The sequence below is a fragment of the Oceanobacillus sp. NCCP-135 genome (assembly GCF_059698015.1).
Map to the genome: position 1 here is coordinate 26346 of NZ_BAAKSZ010000015.1, position 16693 is coordinate 43038.

Annotated in this window: 21 protein-coding genes and 1 other RNA gene; 17 read left to right on the top strand and 5 right to left on the bottom strand. The window is 38.0% G+C overall.

Annotated elements, in window-relative coordinates:
* Positions 1-6: 6 nt before the first annotated feature.
* The gene (gene hmpA, locus AC6HVZ_RS11705) at positions 7-1236 is read right to left on the bottom strand and encodes an NO-inducible flavohemoprotein (RefSeq protein WP_497558349.1); all 1230 of its coding nucleotides are present in this window, start codon (positions 1234-1236) and stop codon (positions 7-9) included.
* A 138-nt stretch (positions 1237-1374) separates the two neighbouring features.
* Between hmpA and AC6HVZ_RS11710 the strand changes: the two genes are divergently transcribed.
* Positions 1375-1824 carry an RrF2 family transcriptional regulator gene (locus AC6HVZ_RS11710; RefSeq protein WP_497558350.1) on the top strand — a complete coding sequence of 150 codons (450 nt, stop codon included), beginning with the start codon at positions 1375-1377 and terminating at the stop codon, positions 1822-1824.
* 59 nt (positions 1825-1883) lie between these two features.
* Positions 1884-2399, top strand: coding sequence for a type 1 glutamine amidotransferase domain-containing protein (locus tag AC6HVZ_RS11715; RefSeq protein WP_497558351.1), 516 nt, complete (start codon positions 1884-1886; stop codon positions 2397-2399).
* Positions 2400-2545: 146 nt separating this feature from the next.
* On the opposite strand, the gene AC6HVZ_RS11720 is transcribed toward AC6HVZ_RS11715, so the two are convergent.
* Both AC6HVZ_RS11720 and AC6HVZ_RS11725 read right to left on the bottom strand, forming a co-directional pair.
* Complete coding sequence (locus AC6HVZ_RS11720) at positions 2546-3835, bottom strand: LysM peptidoglycan-binding domain-containing protein (RefSeq protein WP_497558352.1); 1290 nt, start codon at positions 3833-3835, stop codon at positions 2546-2548.
* A 66-nt stretch (positions 3836-3901) separates the two neighbouring features.
* A complete protein-coding gene (locus AC6HVZ_RS11725; protein WP_497558353.1) occupies positions 3902-4435 on the bottom strand; it encodes a cysteine hydrolase family protein in 534 nt (177 codons plus the stop codon).
* 238 nt (positions 4436-4673) lie between these two features.
* Between AC6HVZ_RS11725 and tadA the strand changes: the two genes are divergently transcribed.
* The 7 genes from tadA (at position 4674) to AC6HVZ_RS11760 (ending at position 9572) form a co-directional block, all read left to right on the top strand.
* Positions 4674-5132, top strand: a complete 459-nt coding sequence (gene tadA, locus AC6HVZ_RS11730; protein ID WP_497558354.1) for a tRNA adenosine(34) deaminase TadA — start codon at positions 4674-4676, stop codon at positions 5130-5132.
* 49 nt (positions 5133-5181) lie between these two features.
* Positions 5182-5447: signal recognition particle sRNA large type (gene ffs, locus AC6HVZ_RS11735), an RNA gene on the top strand.
* Positions 5448-5800: 353 nt separating this feature from the next.
* Positions 5801-7489 (top strand): DNA polymerase III subunit gamma/tau, encoded by a 1689-nt coding sequence (gene dnaX, locus AC6HVZ_RS11740; protein WP_497558355.1) that lies wholly within the window; start codon positions 5801-5803, stop codon positions 7487-7489.
* Between the two features lie 110 nt (positions 7490-7599).
* Positions 7600-7920 (top strand): YbaB/EbfC family nucleoid-associated protein, encoded by a 321-nt coding sequence (locus AC6HVZ_RS11745; RefSeq protein WP_497558356.1) that lies wholly within the window; start codon positions 7600-7602, stop codon positions 7918-7920.
* Between the two features lie 240 nt (positions 7921-8160).
* Positions 8161-8757: a recombination mediator RecR gene (gene recR / locus AC6HVZ_RS11750; RefSeq protein ID WP_497558357.1), complete on the top strand. Its 597-nt coding sequence runs from the start codon at positions 8161-8163 to the stop codon at positions 8755-8757.
* 17 nt (positions 8758-8774) lie between these two features.
* Positions 8775-8990 carry a YaaL family protein gene (locus tag AC6HVZ_RS11755; protein WP_497558358.1) on the top strand — a complete coding sequence of 72 codons (216 nt, stop codon included), beginning with the start codon at positions 8775-8777 and terminating at the stop codon, positions 8988-8990.
* A gap of 117 nt (positions 8991-9107) precedes the next feature.
* Positions 9108-9572, top strand: a complete 465-nt coding sequence (locus tag AC6HVZ_RS11760) for a nucleoside deaminase (protein WP_497558359.1) — start codon at positions 9108-9110, stop codon at positions 9570-9572.
* A 367-nt stretch (positions 9573-9939) separates the two neighbouring features.
* Here the strand turns inward: AC6HVZ_RS11760 and AC6HVZ_RS11765 are convergent, their stop codons facing one another.
* Both AC6HVZ_RS11765 and AC6HVZ_RS11770 read right to left on the bottom strand, forming a co-directional pair.
* A complete protein-coding gene (locus AC6HVZ_RS11765; RefSeq protein WP_497558360.1) occupies positions 9940-10215 on the bottom strand; it encodes a hypothetical protein in 276 nt (91 codons plus the stop codon).
* Complete coding sequence (locus AC6HVZ_RS11770) at positions 10215-10466, bottom strand: hypothetical protein (protein ID WP_497558361.1); 252 nt, start codon at positions 10464-10466, stop codon at positions 10215-10217. Before AC6HVZ_RS11770 ends, AC6HVZ_RS11765 begins: the two co-directional genes overlap by 1 nt.
* A gap of 879 nt (positions 10467-11345) precedes the next feature.
* On the opposite strand from AC6HVZ_RS11770, the gene AC6HVZ_RS11775 reads away from it, so the two are divergent.
* The 8 genes from AC6HVZ_RS11775 to AC6HVZ_RS11810 all read left to right on the top strand — a co-directional run bounded on the left by AC6HVZ_RS11775 (position 11346) and on the right by AC6HVZ_RS11810 (position 16679).
* Positions 11346-11609 (top strand): pro-sigmaK processing inhibitor BofA family protein, encoded by a 264-nt coding sequence (locus tag AC6HVZ_RS11775; RefSeq protein ID WP_497558362.1) that lies wholly within the window; start codon positions 11346-11348, stop codon positions 11607-11609.
* A 70-nt stretch (positions 11610-11679) separates the two neighbouring features.
* A complete protein-coding gene (locus AC6HVZ_RS11780; protein ID WP_497558363.1) occupies positions 11680-11871 on the top strand; it encodes a sigma factor G inhibitor Gin in 192 nt (63 codons plus the stop codon).
* A gap of 75 nt (positions 11872-11946) precedes the next feature.
* Positions 11947-13359: an aminotransferase class I/II-fold pyridoxal phosphate-dependent enzyme gene (locus AC6HVZ_RS11785; protein ID WP_497558364.1), complete on the top strand. Its 1413-nt coding sequence runs from the start codon at positions 11947-11949 to the stop codon at positions 13357-13359.
* An 18-nt stretch (positions 13360-13377) separates the two neighbouring features.
* On the top strand, positions 13378-14010 hold the full coding sequence (tmk, locus tag AC6HVZ_RS11790) for a dTMP kinase (RefSeq protein ID WP_497558365.1): 633 nt from the start codon (positions 13378-13380) through the stop codon (positions 14008-14010).
* A 14-nt stretch (positions 14011-14024) separates the two neighbouring features.
* On the top strand, positions 14025-14354 hold the full coding sequence (gene darA / locus AC6HVZ_RS11795; protein ID WP_497558366.1) for a cyclic di-AMP receptor DarA: 330 nt from the start codon (positions 14025-14027) through the stop codon (positions 14352-14354).
* A 53-nt stretch (positions 14355-14407) separates the two neighbouring features.
* A complete protein-coding gene (locus AC6HVZ_RS11800; RefSeq protein ID WP_497558367.1) occupies positions 14408-14842 on the top strand; it encodes a YaaR family protein in 435 nt (144 codons plus the stop codon).
* Positions 14843-14862: 20 nt separating this feature from the next.
* On the top strand, positions 14863-15852 hold the full coding sequence (holB, locus tag AC6HVZ_RS11805) for a DNA polymerase III subunit delta' (RefSeq protein WP_497558368.1): 990 nt from the start codon (positions 14863-14865) through the stop codon (positions 15850-15852).
* A 5-nt stretch (positions 15853-15857) separates the two neighbouring features.
* Positions 15858-16679: a PSP1 domain-containing protein gene (locus tag AC6HVZ_RS11810; RefSeq protein ID WP_497558369.1), complete on the top strand. Its 822-nt coding sequence runs from the start codon at positions 15858-15860 to the stop codon at positions 16677-16679.
* Positions 16680-16693 lie beyond the last annotated feature (14 nt).

A 16693-nucleotide genomic window follows, 5' to 3' on the forward strand; every position in this document is an offset into this window, starting at 1 on the left:
GTTAACTTATGCAGTAATATCTTCAGCAGGGCCAAAAATTTCAAAATGGATATCTGCATCTGCTACATGATTTTTTTTCAAGTTTTGATAAGCTGCACGCATAAATCCTTTAGGTCCACAGAAATAAAATGCCGCATCATTTGTTGGAAGAATCTTCCTGAGCCATTCAGAATCAATATAACCTTCTTTATCACATTGTTCATTTGCTTCAGGACGATCATATACCGTATAGGATCTTACGTTTTCATAGCTACTGGCAATTTCATTAACCCGCTCTTTCATGGCATGAACGCTTCCAGATCTGGCTGCATGAATGAAGATTACTTCACGCTCCGGTTGCTCCTTGATAACTGTTTCAAGCATGCTCATCATTGGAGTTAGACCAACCCCACCACTCATTAAAACTAAGGCCCGAGTATCCTTCATGTCCAGTATAAATTCTCCAGATGGGGCACTAATTGGCAAAATATCACCTTCCTCAAGATGTTCATGCAAAAAGGTTGATACGACACCAGCAGGATTATCACCAATTGCATCTTCACGTTTTACACTAATACGATAGACACCTTCACCCGGGGCACAGGATAAACTGTATTGACGCAGATGATTATGTGCTTCTCCTTCAATTTCGGCCTTTACTGTGATGTATTGTCCAGCTTGATACACAGGAAAGGGATTTCCATCTGCAGGCTCCAGATAAAATGATGTAATAACATCACTTTCAACAACCTTTTTCGTTACTTTAAAGTTGCGGAAATCAAGCCATCCGCCGACTGTGCTTTTTGTTTCCTCATACATTTCTTTTTCGATAGAGATAAATACATCAGCAATAACACCATATGCCTTTTCCCATGCAACCATTATGTCATCAGTAGCTGCTTCACCTAGTACATCCTTGATTGCCAATAATAAATACTTTCCAACGATTGGATAATGCTCTGGTTTAATATTTAAGCTCTTATGTTTATGTGAAATTAATTTCACATCAGGTAGAATAGCTTCTAAATTATCAATATTAGCAGCTGCCGCATAGATGGCTCCTGCTAAAGCTTTGGATTGATTCCCTTTACGTTGATTTGTCTGATTGAAAATATTTTTTAATTCTGGATGGTTTTCAAACATTAATTGATAAAATTGTTTTGTAATTTTCTCACCATGTTCTTGTAATACTGGTACAGTAGCTTTTACAATATCTCTCGTTTGCTTGTCCAATCCTATAGCAGTTGCTATTGTCATACTAAAGCACTCCCTTTAATATTTAAACATGTATTTTGAATACATGTTTATTGTATAATTAATATTAACACTGTTGCAATAGGGTAAATCGAAGTTTGTGTTACAATAATGTGAAGTTACTAACAAGGGGAAAATAATATGAATTTAAAAAAATATACAGATTATGCATTACGCGTGTTAATTTTTACTGGAATGAAATCAGAAGAAGAACTAGCCAGTATCAAAGAAATTTCTGAGGTGTATAACATATCTCAGCATCATTTGGGTAAAATTGTGTTCGAGTTAAGTAAACTCGACTTGATTGAAACAACTAGAGGGAGAAATGGTGGAATTCGGCTATCTAAACCTGCAGACCAAATTAATGTTGGGTTAATTGTACGTCAACTTGAGAATGATTTTGTTTTACTGGAATGCTTTGACAAGGGAGAGAATCACTGTGTTATTTCACCAGGCTGTACACTAAAGCATGCTTTAAATAAAGCACTGCATGCATTTTTTAAAGTACTTGATGAGTATACGATAAAAGATTTAATCCATAATGAAAATGAGCTACGAGCACTAATGGGAATGAGAAAAAATATGTTTTAGCTCAGCCCAGCTTGGGAATACCTACTTATGTAATACTTCTCAAAAGGAGCGGATGTTAAATGGGTAAAAAAATAGCAACAGTTATAACAAATATGTTTGAAGACGTTGAATATACAGAACCTGTGAAAACATATAAAGAGGCTGGTCATGAAGTTATTGCAATTGAGAAGGAAAAAGGAAAACAAGTTACTGGGAAAAATAAGGAAGCAACTGTTACCATCGATCTGGGAATTAATGATGCAAATCCAAATGACTTTGATGCCTTGTTTATTCCAGGTGGATTCTCACCAGATCAATTACGTGCAGACGACCGCTTTGTAACATTTGCAAAGCATTTTATGGACGAGAAGAAGCCTGTCTTTGCGATTTGTCACGGACCACAACTATTAATCACTGCAAAATCACTCGAAGGCAGGGATGCTACAGGGTATAAATCGATCCAGGTGGATATGGAATATGCAGGTGCAAACGTAGTGGATAAGGAAGTTGTTGTTTGCCAGAATCAACTTGTAACAAGTCGTCAGCCTGATGATATTCCAGCATTTAACCGAGAGGCTTTAAAGCTATTGAAATAGAATGAGAAAAACGCTAAAGCGTCTTTCCAGAGGTTAAAGACCAGAAGTAAGATTGGAAGAAAACGGTGAAAAAGCCAATTTCGTTTATAGTTTCTTACTTTGCTAGAAAAAGAGCCCAATCACTAAACATTTGGGCTCTTCCTTATTTATTCCAATTTAGTAATCACAAAGTTATCATCCAGCAAAAGCCAATTTTGCGGAAATGCTAATCCAAGCTTCCAATAGGCAATTCCGTGTAAGTCCAGTTCTTTAATCAAATTAAATTTTGCCTGAATGGATCTAGCATCCTCAAACCATACTTCATGCTGGTTTCCCTCTGCATCCGTGTAGGTAAAGAAAGGTGCTTGTGCTGTCGTATCATATTGTATGACGGCATTTTGTTCTCTAGCTAAAGCTATTGCCTGCTGCGGACTGATTGCTCGTGCCAGCTCCCCGCCCTGAACAAATGGAAGTGTCCAATCATATCCGTATAAATTTTGCCCTAATAAAATCTTCTCAGCAGGAATGACTGTTAATGCATATTCAACTACCCTTCTGACCTGATCAATTGGTGAAACTGCCATTGCAGGTCCGGCACTATACCCCCATTCATAGGTCATCAATACGACAAGGTCAGCGATTTCGCCATGTGCAGCATAGTCATGTGCTTCATAGAGAACACCCGTTTGCTCGGCACTTATTTTTGGTGCAAGTGCGGTTGAGAGTAGCACGCCGACTTGTGATAGGCGATCTTTTGCCTGCCGTAAAAAATTATTATACGCTTCTCGATCCTCTGGTGGTATAAATTCAAAGTCAAAATGTACGTCTGTATAACCAACGGTAGTGGCTGTATTGACAATGTTATCTAATAACGCATTTTGTACGGATTGAACAGTCAGGATAATATGTGCTAATTCAGAGCTGAATGCGCCCTCTTCCAGATTCGTAATCACAAGCATTAATGCGGTATTATTCGCATCAGCAATTTGCGGTAAGTTGCCTAATGGAGGTGCAGTAAGCGAACCATCCCGATTTACGTTATAGCTGAAATGGGCAAGGTACGTAAGGTATGGAGCATTCTTTGCAGCAGCATTTTCTAATGTTTCGGATAGTGATCCGCCCATAGGCTCAATATATGCAATGCTTGTAATTGGTCTTTTTGCCTGGGGCGGAATATATAATCGTAGTCCGACAGGCAGCATGCTATCTACAGGGAAATTATTGATCCCTGCCAGCTCCTGATAGGTCATGTTAAACTCCTGAGCAATGGAATATAAACTATCACCAGGCTGAACAAAATAAAACTGACCAATAATAGGAATAACAAGTGCTTGCCCAACAACAAGATTATCCGGTGCCACCAGTTCATTTGCATCAATGATTGCTGTGACAGAGGTACTGTATGTAGCAGCGATCCCATATAAGTTTTCGCCATTTTGTACAACATGTATTTGCAAAATTACCCCTCCTTCCAAAGGTTTTCTATTTACACTTTATGAGAAGGAAGGCTTATATATGCTATTTTAGAATGGTTTAATATTTGCCTTCATAACAGAATTCATGAGGTACAAGGCATAATCATTATTATCCTTTTTTTCAGATGCCATGCAATTTTCGGGAATATGCATGGCAAATTGATACATATAGGCATCTTTAGCTGTAAATAAAATACAAATGTCTCCAGCAATTCCAGCCATGATCAGCTCTGTTTTCTTCAATTCATTGAGCAGTGATTGAAGTGGTGTTTGAAAAAAGGCGGAATGCTGTGGTTTAATTAAAAAATAGTCATCATCGTTGGGCTTTAGTGCATCGATGATATGCTGACTTGCATCATTTTTACAATGATCAATTATTTTGCCGAAATCTGCTTGCCACAGGCCGTAATGATCATTAACATAGATGGTGGGCAGATTGTTTTCTTTAGCAAATGCTTTTAACTTTTTTAGATTTGGCAGAATTTTTTCGGTATGCTTGAGCAGTTTATCTCCACCGTCAAAATCAAAGTCATTTATAATATCTACAAATAGTACTGCAGTATTTGATAGGGTTGTATTCATTTAGGAACTCCTTTGTGCTTTTTAATGTATGTTCAAAAAGTCCGGTAAAAATGACACATCGAATTTCTTCGTTGACTTGCTTTTCCGTTGCTCTCGTATCAACTGCATACGTTCCGCTACTCAAAGCTACGCCGCCTCGAATTTCTTGGTTCTTTTTATCCTCCTTTTGAACTCGCTTTTTAATTAATTATTTCCTATTTAGCTTTTTTCAAACTTTTAATGAAACGTTGTGATCAAAATGAATGATGAAAAATATATGTGTGCAGCGATGGAAGAGGCAGAAAAGGCCCGTGCATTAAACGAAGTGCCGATTGGGGCTGTTATTGTATATGAAGGCGAAATAATTGCTGCGGGATATAATCTAAGGGAATCATCGCAAACGACGTTATCCCATGCTGAGCTTATCGCAATCCAGGAGGCAAATGAAAAAATTGGCAGTTGGCGCCTAGAGGATTGTACACTTTATGTGACACTCGAGCCCTGTCCCATGTGTGCAGGGGCAATTGTGCAATCACGGATAAAACGTGTCGTTTTTGGTGCAGCCGATCCGAAGGCAGGTTGTGCGGGTACATTAATGAACTTACTTGATGATAAGCGGTTTAATCATCAGGTGGACGTAACGAGTGGTGTATTGGAAAAAGAATGCGGGCAGCTGCTGACTGATTTTTTCAAGAAGTTAAGAAATAAACGGAAATGACGATATTTTCCATTGCATTCTGAATGCAAAATCGTTATAATAAATAGTGCCGTGCTAAGCGGGGAGGTAGCGGTGCCCTGTACTCGCAATCCGCTATAGCGAGGTCGAATTCCCATCTTAGGTGGGGTGACTTTATGGTCTGCCTTAAGGGAGTGGTGTTGACGCTCAGGTCCTGCGCAACAGAAACCCATGAATTCTGTCAGGTCTGGAAGGAAGCAGCAGTAAGTGGTATTTTCTGTGTGCCGCAGGGAAGCCTAGGCTGAGCCATGAACTTAAGTAACGCATAGGGTTGTCACATCGATGGTGGGTGCGCGGCGTACATATGGGAAAAACCTTCTGTCAGTATTGGCAGAAGGTTTTTCTATTAGTTGAGAGATATAGCCATAAAGTTGAGACATAATGCATGGAAGTTGAGAGATATAGCCACAAAGTTGAGAGATAATACATGAAAGTTGAGAGACTCAAGGGTAAAGTTGAGACATACGAATGGAAAAAGCAGATTTCTCTCAACTTCAACCTGCTATGTTTCAACTTCAGCCACTTGTCTCTCAACTTAACGATGTTTCCTCTCAACTTATTACTCTCACATACGAAAAAATACTAAATTGGTTCACATTCACCCCTCAAATCGGGTATAATTAATAAGAGATCATAGAGGGGTATGTATTATGAGCTATCAAGCATTATATCGCGTCTGGCGTCCTAGGGAATTCCAGGACGTTGTTGGACAAACACATATAACCCGAACATTGCAGAATGCGATTGTTCAGGAAAAATTTTCACATGCTTACCTTTTTTCCGGTCCAAGGGGTACAGGAAAAACGAGTGCTGCGAAGATTTTTGCGAAAACAATCAACTGCGAGCGTTCCCCTGTTAAAGAGCCATGTAATGAATGTGCGGCATGCCGTGGAATTCAGGATGGTTCGATTTCTGATGTGATTGAAATTGATGCCGCATCAAATACAAGTGTTGATGATATCCGGGATATTCGTGATAAGGTAAAATATGCATCAAGCTCTGTACCTTACAAGGTATATATTATTGATGAAGTGCATATGATTTCTGTTAATGCATTTAATGCACTGTTAAAAACATTAGAAGAACCACCTAAGCATGTGGTATTTATATTAGCAACGACAGAACCGCATAAAATTCCATTAACCATCCTTTCCAGATGTCAGCGCTTTGACTTTAAACCAATATCAAATCAGGCCATTGTTGGTCGCATGCAATCGATTATTAGGGAGGAAAATGTTTCGGTTTCAATGGAAGCACTGGAAACAGTTGCTTTAGCTGCAGAAGGCGGAATGCGTGATGCATTAAGTATTTTGGATCAGGCAATTTCATATAGTAACGATTCAGTCGAACTAGAAGACGTATTGGCTGTTACTGGTGGAGTTTCGCAAAATGTCCTGACCGATATCGTAAAGGCAATGCATGAAAAGGATGTACAGCATGCGCTACAGCTTCTGGATCAATTAATCCAGAATGGAAAAGACCCGGGTCGATTTGTCTATGATTTGATCTATTTTATGCGGGATCTATTACTGTTCAAAAGTGCATCATCACTGGAAGGCTTATTGGAACGTGCCAGAGTGGATGAGAGCTTTAACACATTAACTAAAGAAGTATCAATCGCTTGGATTCAAGATGCAATTATGCAATTAAACCAATGTCAGCAGGAAATAAAATGGACGAACAGTCCGAAAGTCTTTATTGAGATTGCGTTATTAACAATCACAAATCGTTATCACAGTGAAGAAACATCTGGGAATGAAGCAGATTCCGAAGCAGTTGTAAAACTGACAGATAAACTAGCACAACTGGAAAAAGAACTAAATATGCTAAAAGAAAACCCGGTTGTCAGTGCTCAGCCCACGCCACAGCGTGAGGTGAGAAGGCAGCAGTCGAGAGGATCCAAAAACAGCTATAAAGTTCCAAATGAACAAATTCGCAATGTATTGCGACAAGCAGAAAAGCAGGCACTGAAAAATACTCAGTCACAATGGGCTAACTTTTTATCGAAACTAAAAAGCACAAATGCACCTGCACATGCAACCATTCAGGATAGTAAGCCAGTAGCTGCGTCTGATGAGGCACTAGTTGTAGCATTTAAATATGAAATTCATTGTTCCCTATTTCTCGATAATCGAGAGGTAGTTGAATCCGTACTTGCAAGTGTAATGGGGAGAAATTTAAGCCTCATTCCAATTCCAGAAAATAATTGGACGGATTTACGTGCGGATTATATAAAAAATCAAGAAAAAACCACTGATAATAATGAACAGCAACCCGATCCATTCGTGGAAGAGGCAAGAAAGCTTGTTGGAGATGACCTGCTAGAGGTTCATGATTAACGGGTGATGCAAGGGGACGGTTCTCATGCTTCAAGGGAAGGGAAGCGCAAGAACCGTCCCTATGCTTCCCGCTAGAAAAAATAAGGAAAATTTTAAAGGAGGCGTTTTCCATGAAAGGTATGGGAAATATGAACGGCATGATGAAGCAAATGCAAAAAATGCAAAAGAAAATGATGAAGGCACAGGATGAGCTGCATGAAATGAGCTTTGAAGCATCTGCAGGTGGCGGTATGGTTACCGTTGTTGCAAATGGCCAAAAAGTTATTACAGATGTTCAAATAAAAGAAGAGGTAGTGGATCCGGATGATATCGAAATGCTTCAGGATCTTATTCTCACAGCAACAAATGATGTCATTAAACAAATAGAAGATAAAACGAATGAAACAATGGGGCAATTCACGAAAGGGTTGAACATGCCCGGAATGTTCTAGTTTTCGTCAGTCTCAGCACCCAGCAACTAGCAAATCTTTTCGGTGGGGCGAGTAATCGCAGCCCCAAACTTCGCACTCCTCCACTGCGATAAGTCAACATCGGTTCGCTTCCAGCTCACCGTGTTTCCTTTATCTCATTTCAAGTCTTTTTGGTGGGACGAACGAAGTGCAGTCACAGAGTGCTCCAGTTTGTACGTTGCTAAACGGGTGCTTTCGCTTTTGTTTTTAGGAGGAATTCTAATGTACTATCCAGAACCAATTTCAAAACTGATTGACAGTTTTACAAAATTGCCTGGGATTGGACCAAAAACGGCAGTCCGCCTGGCTTTTTTTGTTTTGAATATGAAAGATGATGATGTGCTTAACTTTGCGAAGGCTTTAGTAAATGCAAAACGGGAGCTATCTCACTGCTCGATTTGCGGGCATATTACAGATCAGGATCCATGCTCGATTTGCCAGGATACATCGCGTGATCCATCGATTATTTGTGTCGTACAGGATCCAAAAGACGTTATTGCCATGGAGAAAATGAAGGAATACCATGGGAAATACCATGTTCTTCATGGCGCAATATCCCCGATGGATGGGATTGGACCTGAAGATATCAATGTACCTGATTTGCTAAATCGCTTGAAGGATGAAGAAGTAAAGGAAATCATCCTTGCTACAAACCCAAACATCGAAGGAGAAGCAACAGCAATGTATATTTCACGCCTTGTTAAGCCATCAGGTATTAAAACAACGAGAATTGCACATGGCCTGCCTGTTGGCGGAGACCTAGAATATGCAGACGAAGTGACATTGTCAAAGGCATTAGAGGGCAGGAGAGATTTGTAGAAGTTAGGTGGAAGTACATGAGGAAGAAACGAATAAAACGTGATGTCGATCAAGAGCTACTAGATGCAATTTTTACATTGAAAGATGAATGGAAGCAAATGGAGTCATTAGTAGAAAGAAGTATGGAGCCATCCATAAATGGACATAGTTCTGAAGCACTCGCAAAAGCGAAGTATTTATTTTTACTGCGTGAGGCAAGACATCGGAAAGTGAGTGCGATTGGATATCGTTAGTTGAATACGTTGCAAAAAACATCAAAGACAAGACACGCTATTATAGCATTCTTGTCTTTTTATAGTAGCTTTTAAACGTAGTATCTTAGTTGAAGTATAAAAAATGGAGGGTTAAATTTGGATAAATTTATGAAACGTGCAGTAGAACTGGCTGTAGAAAATGTTCGAGAAGGTGGCCAGCCATTTGGTGCAGTACTGGTAAAGGATGACAGGGCCATAGCTGAGGGTGTGAATGAGCTTCACAAAATTTATGATGTGAGTGGACATGCAGAGTTATTGGCTATTCGGCGAGCTCAGGATCAATTGCAAACTAATAATCTATCTGGTTACACAATGTATGCCAGTGGCGAGCCTTGTCCGATGTGTCTGACGGCAATGTATTTTGCAGGCATTGAAAAGGTCTATTATTGCGCATCAGTTGAGGATGCCGTTGAAGTAGGCCTCGGTAAATCAGAATATATCTATAAAGAATTGAAAAAGCCAATGGAAGAGCGGGCACTTTCCATGATACAAATGCCATTAATGGAAGGGCAAGAAGACCCTGTAGAGCTCTGGAGAGAACGGAGTAATTCTGGGAAATGAGTTTTTTCGTATTTAAGAACCTGACCCTTTAGCACGATAATCGATAGGAGCTAAAATGACAAATCTTTCTTTAGTTAATCCCTGTTAGCGACAATAGAATTTAGCTATTAAATCCCATATTAGTTATTTTCTTGGCAGGAAATGAATAATTTAAAGCTAGAAAACCATTTTCTATTTTTGGTATCCCACCTATTTCGTAACGTTTATCACTTGCAAGACTAATTTTTTTATTGATGTATGACTGTAAAAAGCTAATTAAAAATGCTACTGTTACAAGGGATAAGACACCTTATGCTATAAGTGGTAAAGTTATTTGAAAAACGAAAAATAGGTAGCTAAGAACCATTTTAAAAAGCTGTTTTCTTAGTTACCTATTTTGTCTGAAATGCTTAAAATATTCAATATAACAGGTTGTTCGGTCTTCTGAAAATGAATAGTAAACGATATATTTATCAACAATTACTTTATAGCTGCCTTTCCATTCTGATTGATCTGCTTTAATACTTGTTCCAACAATAGTAATTTTTTCTTGGATTCTGCTTGCTAATATTTTTTTATATTGCATTGTCTCTTCAAAAATAAAATGTTCGCTACGAATATTGTTAAATCCTTCTAAAGCTTGTTCCGTCCATTTTACTTGCATTATAACTCACCTTGTTCAATCATTTCTAAAATCTCATCGGTGGAGTATACTTTGTTGTACAATATATCTTTTTTTGCTTGTCGTAATTTTTGTTCTAACTCAGGCTCTGCTTTAACATCTTCTTTAACTGTAGTAATCGGAGCCTCCAATGAAATAACCTGATATCTTTTACCATCTAGTTCAAAAGCAGAATCGCCATCTCGAATTATATCTTTTATGACTTCTGCTTCATAACCTTTTAACCTTTTCAAGTGATCACCCCTCCATTTTAGTTGTTTTTTTAATTTTATTATACAGCATTTTTTGTACCCTGCCAAAGCATACCAATATTACAGCGTTGTGTTTTTTATTTTGGAAATGCACCAGATAGTTAAAGATTTTTAATGATTAAAAAGTGGTTAGGCTTTTTTAAATATATCATCCGATAGATTCATAAATTTGCTTCCCGTGTATCCGTCGCCATAAACATTAAATCATCTGATGTTTCACCACAATGACTGGCTCAAAACTCCGCAAAAGTGGCCCAATTCACCCACAATAATCACATAACTTCATTTTCACAAAAATCTACTCTTTATTCTCATCCAAACCCAAATAGTCAAAATCATCTAACTGAGACTCAAATTCAATAAAAACCCCTTGTTCATTTGTTTTATCATCTATAAAAGGGTTCATATTATAGTAGTTATCCAGCTCATGAAGAATGGCGTGGATCTCATCGAAAATTTTATCACCTCTTCCCCAATAGTATTGTTATTTCCCTACTTTAACGCTTTTGCACCATACTATATAAATATTTTAACATAAAATCCCAAAACTGAAAATTCCAAAAAGTCAGAAGTGATTTGGATTTATCATTCCAAGTAATAATGGAAGCAACACTCTAATTGTTCACGTTTTAACACGTCAATTAGCAGTGGTAGATAGATTTATGTACGCTATGTTAAATAGGCTGATAATTAAGATGTTAATTTTAAAACACTATAAACATAGATAAATCAACTCCTGATTATTGTGTTATTTTATGTTTTCTCCCCTATAACTATATCCGTTTCCTTTAAACCTGTTCTTTTTTCAAGTTTCCCATCATATGTACTAAAAAGGGGACAAGATAAAGGGGCTGATTTGCTTTGAGTTCTACACTCGTTATTTCGATTATGATTGGATTAATTGTTTTACTTTTGGTAGTTGGTGCTCCAGCCAAGCCGATGCGTTTTATTGGACATACTACCGTTAAGTTAGGTATTGGCATCTTATTTTTATTTTTCTTCAATGTTTTCGGGGGGGCAATTGGGCTGCATATTCCTATTAATCTATTTACAGTAATTGTTTCAGGTTTTTTAGGGTTATTTGGACTAGCCTCCCTTGCTGCGATTCATTTATTTATTATATAAAAGTTTCAAAGTTTCCTTGTATAAATTCTGTTAGATTGGGAGATACTAATTTCTAACGGAGGTGGGGAAAGTGAAACAAACAATTCCATTTGAAAAATGTGGTATTTGTGAGGAAGAGAAAGAAAGAGGAATTCATCTATATACCACGTTTATTTGTACGGACTGTGAGCATAATATGATTCACACAGAACCGAGAGAGGAAAAGTATAGCTATTACCTAAGGAAATTAAAAAATGTCAACAAACCAAAACTATATTCGTAGAGTCTTTGCTTGCAAAGGCTTTTTTTGTTGGTCTAGTATAATGAAAGAGACCTTATAAAAGACGGAGAGATAATCATGGAGCAGCACCGAACCCCTATTTATCAGACATTAATGTTATTTGATGATGAAAATCCAATATCCTTCCATGTACCTGGACATAAAAATGGATTGCTTTTTCCTGATTATGCACGCAAGTATTTTGATGCCATTTTAAGGCTTGATATGACAGAGCTCCCAGGCCTTGATGACCTGCATGCACCAACAGAAGCAATTGCCGAGGCGGAAAAATTAGCGGCTGATTATTTCAAGTCTGATCATACATTTTTTCTTGTAGGTGGGAGTACTGCTGGTAATTTGGCAATGATTTTAGCAGCATGTTCTGCAGGGGATAAGGTAATTGTACAGCGTAATTGTCATAAGTCGATTATGAATGGGCTGGAATTAAGTGGGGCAAAGCCGGTTTTTATTGCACCAGAATATGACTCTGGGGCTGGCCGTTATACAAACCCTTCTATGAGAACATTACAGGAAGCGATACAAAATTATCCGGATGTCAAAGCTATTGTGCTGACCTATCCTGATTATTTTGGGAAAGTCTATGAAATAAATGAAATGATTGCGTTGGCACATGAACATCATATTCCAGTGCTGGTTGACGAAGCACATGGCGTACATTTTTCACTTGGAGATCCTTTTCCAGCTTCTGCATTTGAACTTGGTGCTGATGTCGTTGTTCAATCAGCCCATAAAATGGCTCCTGCAATGACGATGACTTCCTTTTTACATATGAAATCTGAACGCATTCCGAAAGAAAGGATTGCGTATTATTTACAGATGATTCAATCGAGCAGCCCTTCCTATCCATTAATGGCATCTTTAGATATAGCAAGGTCTTTTTTGGCTACCATGAAAAGGGAAGCGATCGAGAGTGTTATTGAAAGTGCATCAAAGGTAAGCGCAATTTTAAACGATTCTGAGCACTGGAGTATTGTACCGGCGGATGATCCATTAAAAATAACCTTACAGGTGGAACCGGGGATTTCTGCAAAAGATGTAGCAAGTCTTTTTGAGAGGCAAAACATCTATCCAGAACTGGTTACACATAATCAAATTTTGTTTATCCATGGGCTTGCCCCTTTTCAAAAAATGAATCCATTGAAAAAAGCTGTGAAAAGAGTCAATGAGCAATTAAAAAATAATCCAAACCATGATACAATAGAGATAACAAAGCTTTTTCCACAAATAATTAAAGAATTAGCTTTGTCATATCAAGCAATGAGTAAATTACAGACATTACAAGTGTCTTTTCTAGAGGCAGTTGGATATATAGCAGCAGAGGCGGTCATTCCTTATCCACCAGGGATTCCTCTAATCGCTAAAGGAGAAGAAATCACAGCAAAACATATAGATGTCATCGAACAATTGAACATCCAGGGTGTTCGTATCCAGCAGCGTGCAGCAAATGGCATCAAGGTTTACAGGAAGTGAAGAGGGAGCAGAAGATACGTGAGAGGAAATTTTATAACATTTGAAGGTGGCGAGGGAGCTGGTAAAACCTCTATTCTCCATTCTTTGAATAAAAAGTTAAGCAACCTAGGGTATGATGTACTTGCAACACGAGAGCCTGGTGGTATTGATATTGCCGAGCAGATCAGGAAGATCATCCTTGATCCGGAAAATACACAAATGGAGAAACGAACGGAAGCATTATTGTTTGCAGCAGCGCGCAGACAGCATTTAGTACAGAAGGTATTACCAGCACTTGAAGCGGGCAAAATTGTATTATGTGATCGATTCGTTGACTCAAGTCTTGCCTATCAAGGGTATGCACATAGGCTTGGAATTGATGAGGTTTTTGCTATTAATCAATTTGCGATCAAGGATTGTATGCCGGATTTAACATTATTTTTCGATATTGAACCAAAAAAGGGATTAGAGCGTATCGCGGCGAATAAAGATAGAGAAAGAAACCGTTTGGATTTGGAAAAAATTCATTTTCATGAAGAAGTATATCAAGGCTATCAAATACTTGCAGATCGATTCCCAAATCGGATTCACACAATCAATGCAGATCAGACAATCGTACAGGTTGAACAGGATGCATTGAATTATATTATTTCCTTTTTACAAAAAAAGTAAAGGAGGGATGCAAGATGAAGTTAATTATTGCTGTTGTTCAAGATAAGGACTCCAATCGTCTTGTTGACGCACTTGGAGAAGAAAATTTTAAAACAACCAAGCTGGCTACAACTGGTGGATTTTTAAAAGAGGGTAATACAACACTGATGATTGGTTGTGAGGATCAATATGTAGATGAAGCCTTAGAAGTTATTAAGGTTAATTGCTCGCATCGTGAACAAATGGTTGCACCTATTTCACCAATGGGAGGCAATGCAGATTCCTATATTCCAAAGCCTGTTAAAGTAGAAGTGGGTGGAGCAACCTGTTTTATTCTGCCAATTGAATCGTTTTTTCAATTCTAAAGAATAGTTTTTTTAAAACAGCTGTAGTATTTTTTAAACAAAGGACTGATCCAATGAAAATCACTCATGAAATGCAAACAAAAACAGATCCGAATTACCCGCGTCAGGTTAAAACGGATTCAAAATCATTCAATCAATTGGTTCAGTCCCAAACACAAAGTTTAAAGCAGCAGGAATTACAGCAATTAATGAAGAATATTACTGTACAAGGTGATAAGCTTGCCCGATTCCGCACATTTCGTGATCTAGCGAAATTCAAACGCATGATAAAAGGTTTTTTACAGGAAACCGTCTATAACGGACTCAATTTGCAAAAATCACATAGTTTCGGTTTAGCTGGACAAAATCGAAAACTGGCAATTGTCAAAGAAATTGATGAAAAGTTATTGGAGTTAACCGAGGAAATGATGAACCAGGAAAAAAAGACAGTAGATATCCTTGGCCTGATTGGCGAAATAAAAGGACTGCTGGTTAACTTATATATTTAATTGAAATGAGATAGATACTTATGAAAACATGGTCTGAAGTGGCGGAAGTTCAGCCATTGGCTAGTACAATTATTGTAAACAGCATAAGAAGGAGTCGGATTTCTCATGCGTATTTGCTCCAAGGAGCACGTGGTACTGGTAAAGAGGACATCGCTTTATTAATTGCAAAGGGTTTATTTTGCGGAAATAAAACAGATGTTGAACCATGTCATCAATGTAATGCATGTAAGCGAATTAACTCCCGTAATCATCCAGATGTCCATTGGATTGAGCCAGATGGGCAATCGATTAAAATAGAACAGATTAGAAATTTACAAAAAGAATTCACCTACACAGGACTGGAGTCCAGTCAGAAAGTTTATATAATAAAAGGGTCTGATACATTAACTACAAATGCAGCAAACCGAATTCTGAAGTTTTTAGAAGAGCCAAGTAAACAGACAACCGCTATTATGCTGACTGAAAATAGTCAGTCCATTCTTCCAACGATTAAGTCACGTTGTCAGATTATTGATCTACAGCCGCTGAATCCAGCCTCATTTCAAAAGCAATTAATAGAAAAGGGAATGTCAAAAGAGAATGCGATTTTAATGAGTGCGCTGACCAATAATTTGAATGATGCATTCAGTTGGAGTGAAAATGAGTGGTTTGCTTCAGCTAGAAAGATAGTGGTAGAATTAGTAGAAATGTTTACAAAGAGTCCTGATGATGTCTATTTATTTATACATAATCATTGGGTGCCTCATTTTAAAGAACGAAACTCTCAGGAGCAAGGCTTGGATTTATTGCTCTTAGCTTTTAAGGATATTCTTTATTTTCATATCGGGAACAAAGCAGGGATGGTGTTACTATCCCCAAATGAACCCTTGCTTGAAAAAGCAACGATGTATTTTTCACAGGAAAAAGTCGTAACTATTTTAAATGCTATTTTACAAGCAAAAAGAAAATTGAAGCAAAATGTTCATCCAACTTTAGTGATTGAACAACTTATACTTCAAATACAGAGGTGAAATAAATGATTGAAGTTATAGGTGTCCGCTTCAAAAAAGCGGGTAAAATATATTATTTTGATCCAGGTGACCACATCATTTCATTGGATAGCTATGTAATTGTGGAAACAGTGCGCGGCATTGAATTTGGGAAAGTTGTGATTGCCAATAAACAGGTGGATGAGGAAGATGTAGTGCTTCCTTTGAAGAAAGTCATCCGAATTGCCGATGAGAAAGACAAACTAAAGGTTGCCGAAAATCAGGAGCATTCAGACAAAGCTTTGCAAACCTGTACAAACAAGATTATTGAACATAGGCTAGATATGAATCTAGTAGAAGTAGAATATACATTTGACCGCAACAAAATTATTTTTTATTTCACCGCAGAAGGTCGTGTAGATTTTCGTGATCTGGTAAAAGATCTGGCAGCAATGTTTAAAACAAGGATAGAACTGCGTCAAATCGGTGTTCGTGATGAGGCGAAAATGTTGGGTGGGATTGGTCCATGTGGAAGAATGCTATGCTGTTCAACCTTTTTAGGAGACTTTGAGCCCGTTTCTATTAAAATGGCAAAGGATCAAAATCTTTCTCTTAATCCAGCAAAAATTTCCGGATTATGCGGCAGATTGATGTGTTGCTTGAAGTACGAAAATGATGATTATGAAACGGCGAAGCGTGAATTACCGGATATTGGACAAGCTATTAAAACCCCGTATGGTAGAGGAAAGGTAGTTGGGTTAAACATCCTTGAGAGACTCATTCAAATCGAAATTCCTGAAAAGGATCGTGTAGTGGAATATACTTTAGATGAACTAATAGAAGAAGGAATATTAGCGCAGATGCCATAGAATAATGGGGTGAT

Excerpts from the sequence above, each read along its gene's own strand:
- AC6HVZ_RS11785 (WP_497558364.1), top strand. The coding sequence starts at position 11,947 with ATGGAGCAGCACCGAACCCCTATTTATCAGACATTAATGTTATTTGAT.
- AC6HVZ_RS11745 (WP_497558356.1), top strand. The coding sequence starts at position 7,600 with ATGAAAGGTATGGGAAATATGAACGGCATGATGAAGCAAATGCAAAAA.
- AC6HVZ_RS11715 (WP_497558351.1), top strand. The coding sequence starts at position 1,884 with ATGGGTAAAAAAATAGCAACAGTTATAACAAATATGTTTGAAGACGTT.
- dnaX (WP_497558355.1), top strand. The coding sequence starts at position 5,801 with ATGAGCTATCAAGCATTATATCGCGTCTGGCGTCCTAGGGAATTCCAG.
- AC6HVZ_RS11800 (WP_497558367.1), top strand. The coding sequence starts at position 14,408 with ATGAAAATCACTCATGAAATGCAAACAAAAACAGATCCGAATTACCCG.
- darA (WP_497558366.1), top strand. The coding sequence starts at position 14,025 with ATGAAGTTAATTATTGCTGTTGTTCAAGATAAGGACTCCAATCGTCTT.
- AC6HVZ_RS11765 (WP_497558360.1), bottom strand. The coding sequence starts at position 10,215 with ATGCAAGTAAAATGGACGGAACAAGCTTTAGAAGGATTTAACAATATT.
- AC6HVZ_RS11810 (WP_497558369.1), top strand. The coding sequence starts at position 15,858 with ATGATTGAAGTTATAGGTGTCCGCTTCAAAAAAGCGGGTAAAATATAT.
- hmpA (WP_497558349.1), bottom strand. The coding sequence starts at position 1,236 with ATGACAATAGCAACTGCTATAGGATTGGACAAGCAAACGAGAGATATT.
- tadA (WP_497558354.1), top strand. The coding sequence starts at position 4,674 with ATGAATGATGAAAAATATATGTGTGCAGCGATGGAAGAGGCAGAAAAG.
- AC6HVZ_RS11725 (WP_497558353.1), bottom strand. The coding sequence starts at position 4,435 with ATGAATACAACCCTATCAAATACTGCAGTACTATTTGTAGATATTATA.
- recR (WP_497558357.1), top strand. The coding sequence starts at position 8,161 with ATGTACTATCCAGAACCAATTTCAAAACTGATTGACAGTTTTACAAAA.
- AC6HVZ_RS11710 (WP_497558350.1), top strand. The coding sequence starts at position 1,375 with ATGAATTTAAAAAAATATACAGATTATGCATTACGCGTGTTAATTTTT.
- holB (WP_497558368.1), top strand. The coding sequence starts at position 14,863 with ATGAAAACATGGTCTGAAGTGGCGGAAGTTCAGCCATTGGCTAGTACA.
- AC6HVZ_RS11755 (WP_497558358.1), top strand. The coding sequence starts at position 8,775 with ATGAGGAAGAAACGAATAAAACGTGATGTCGATCAAGAGCTACTAGAT.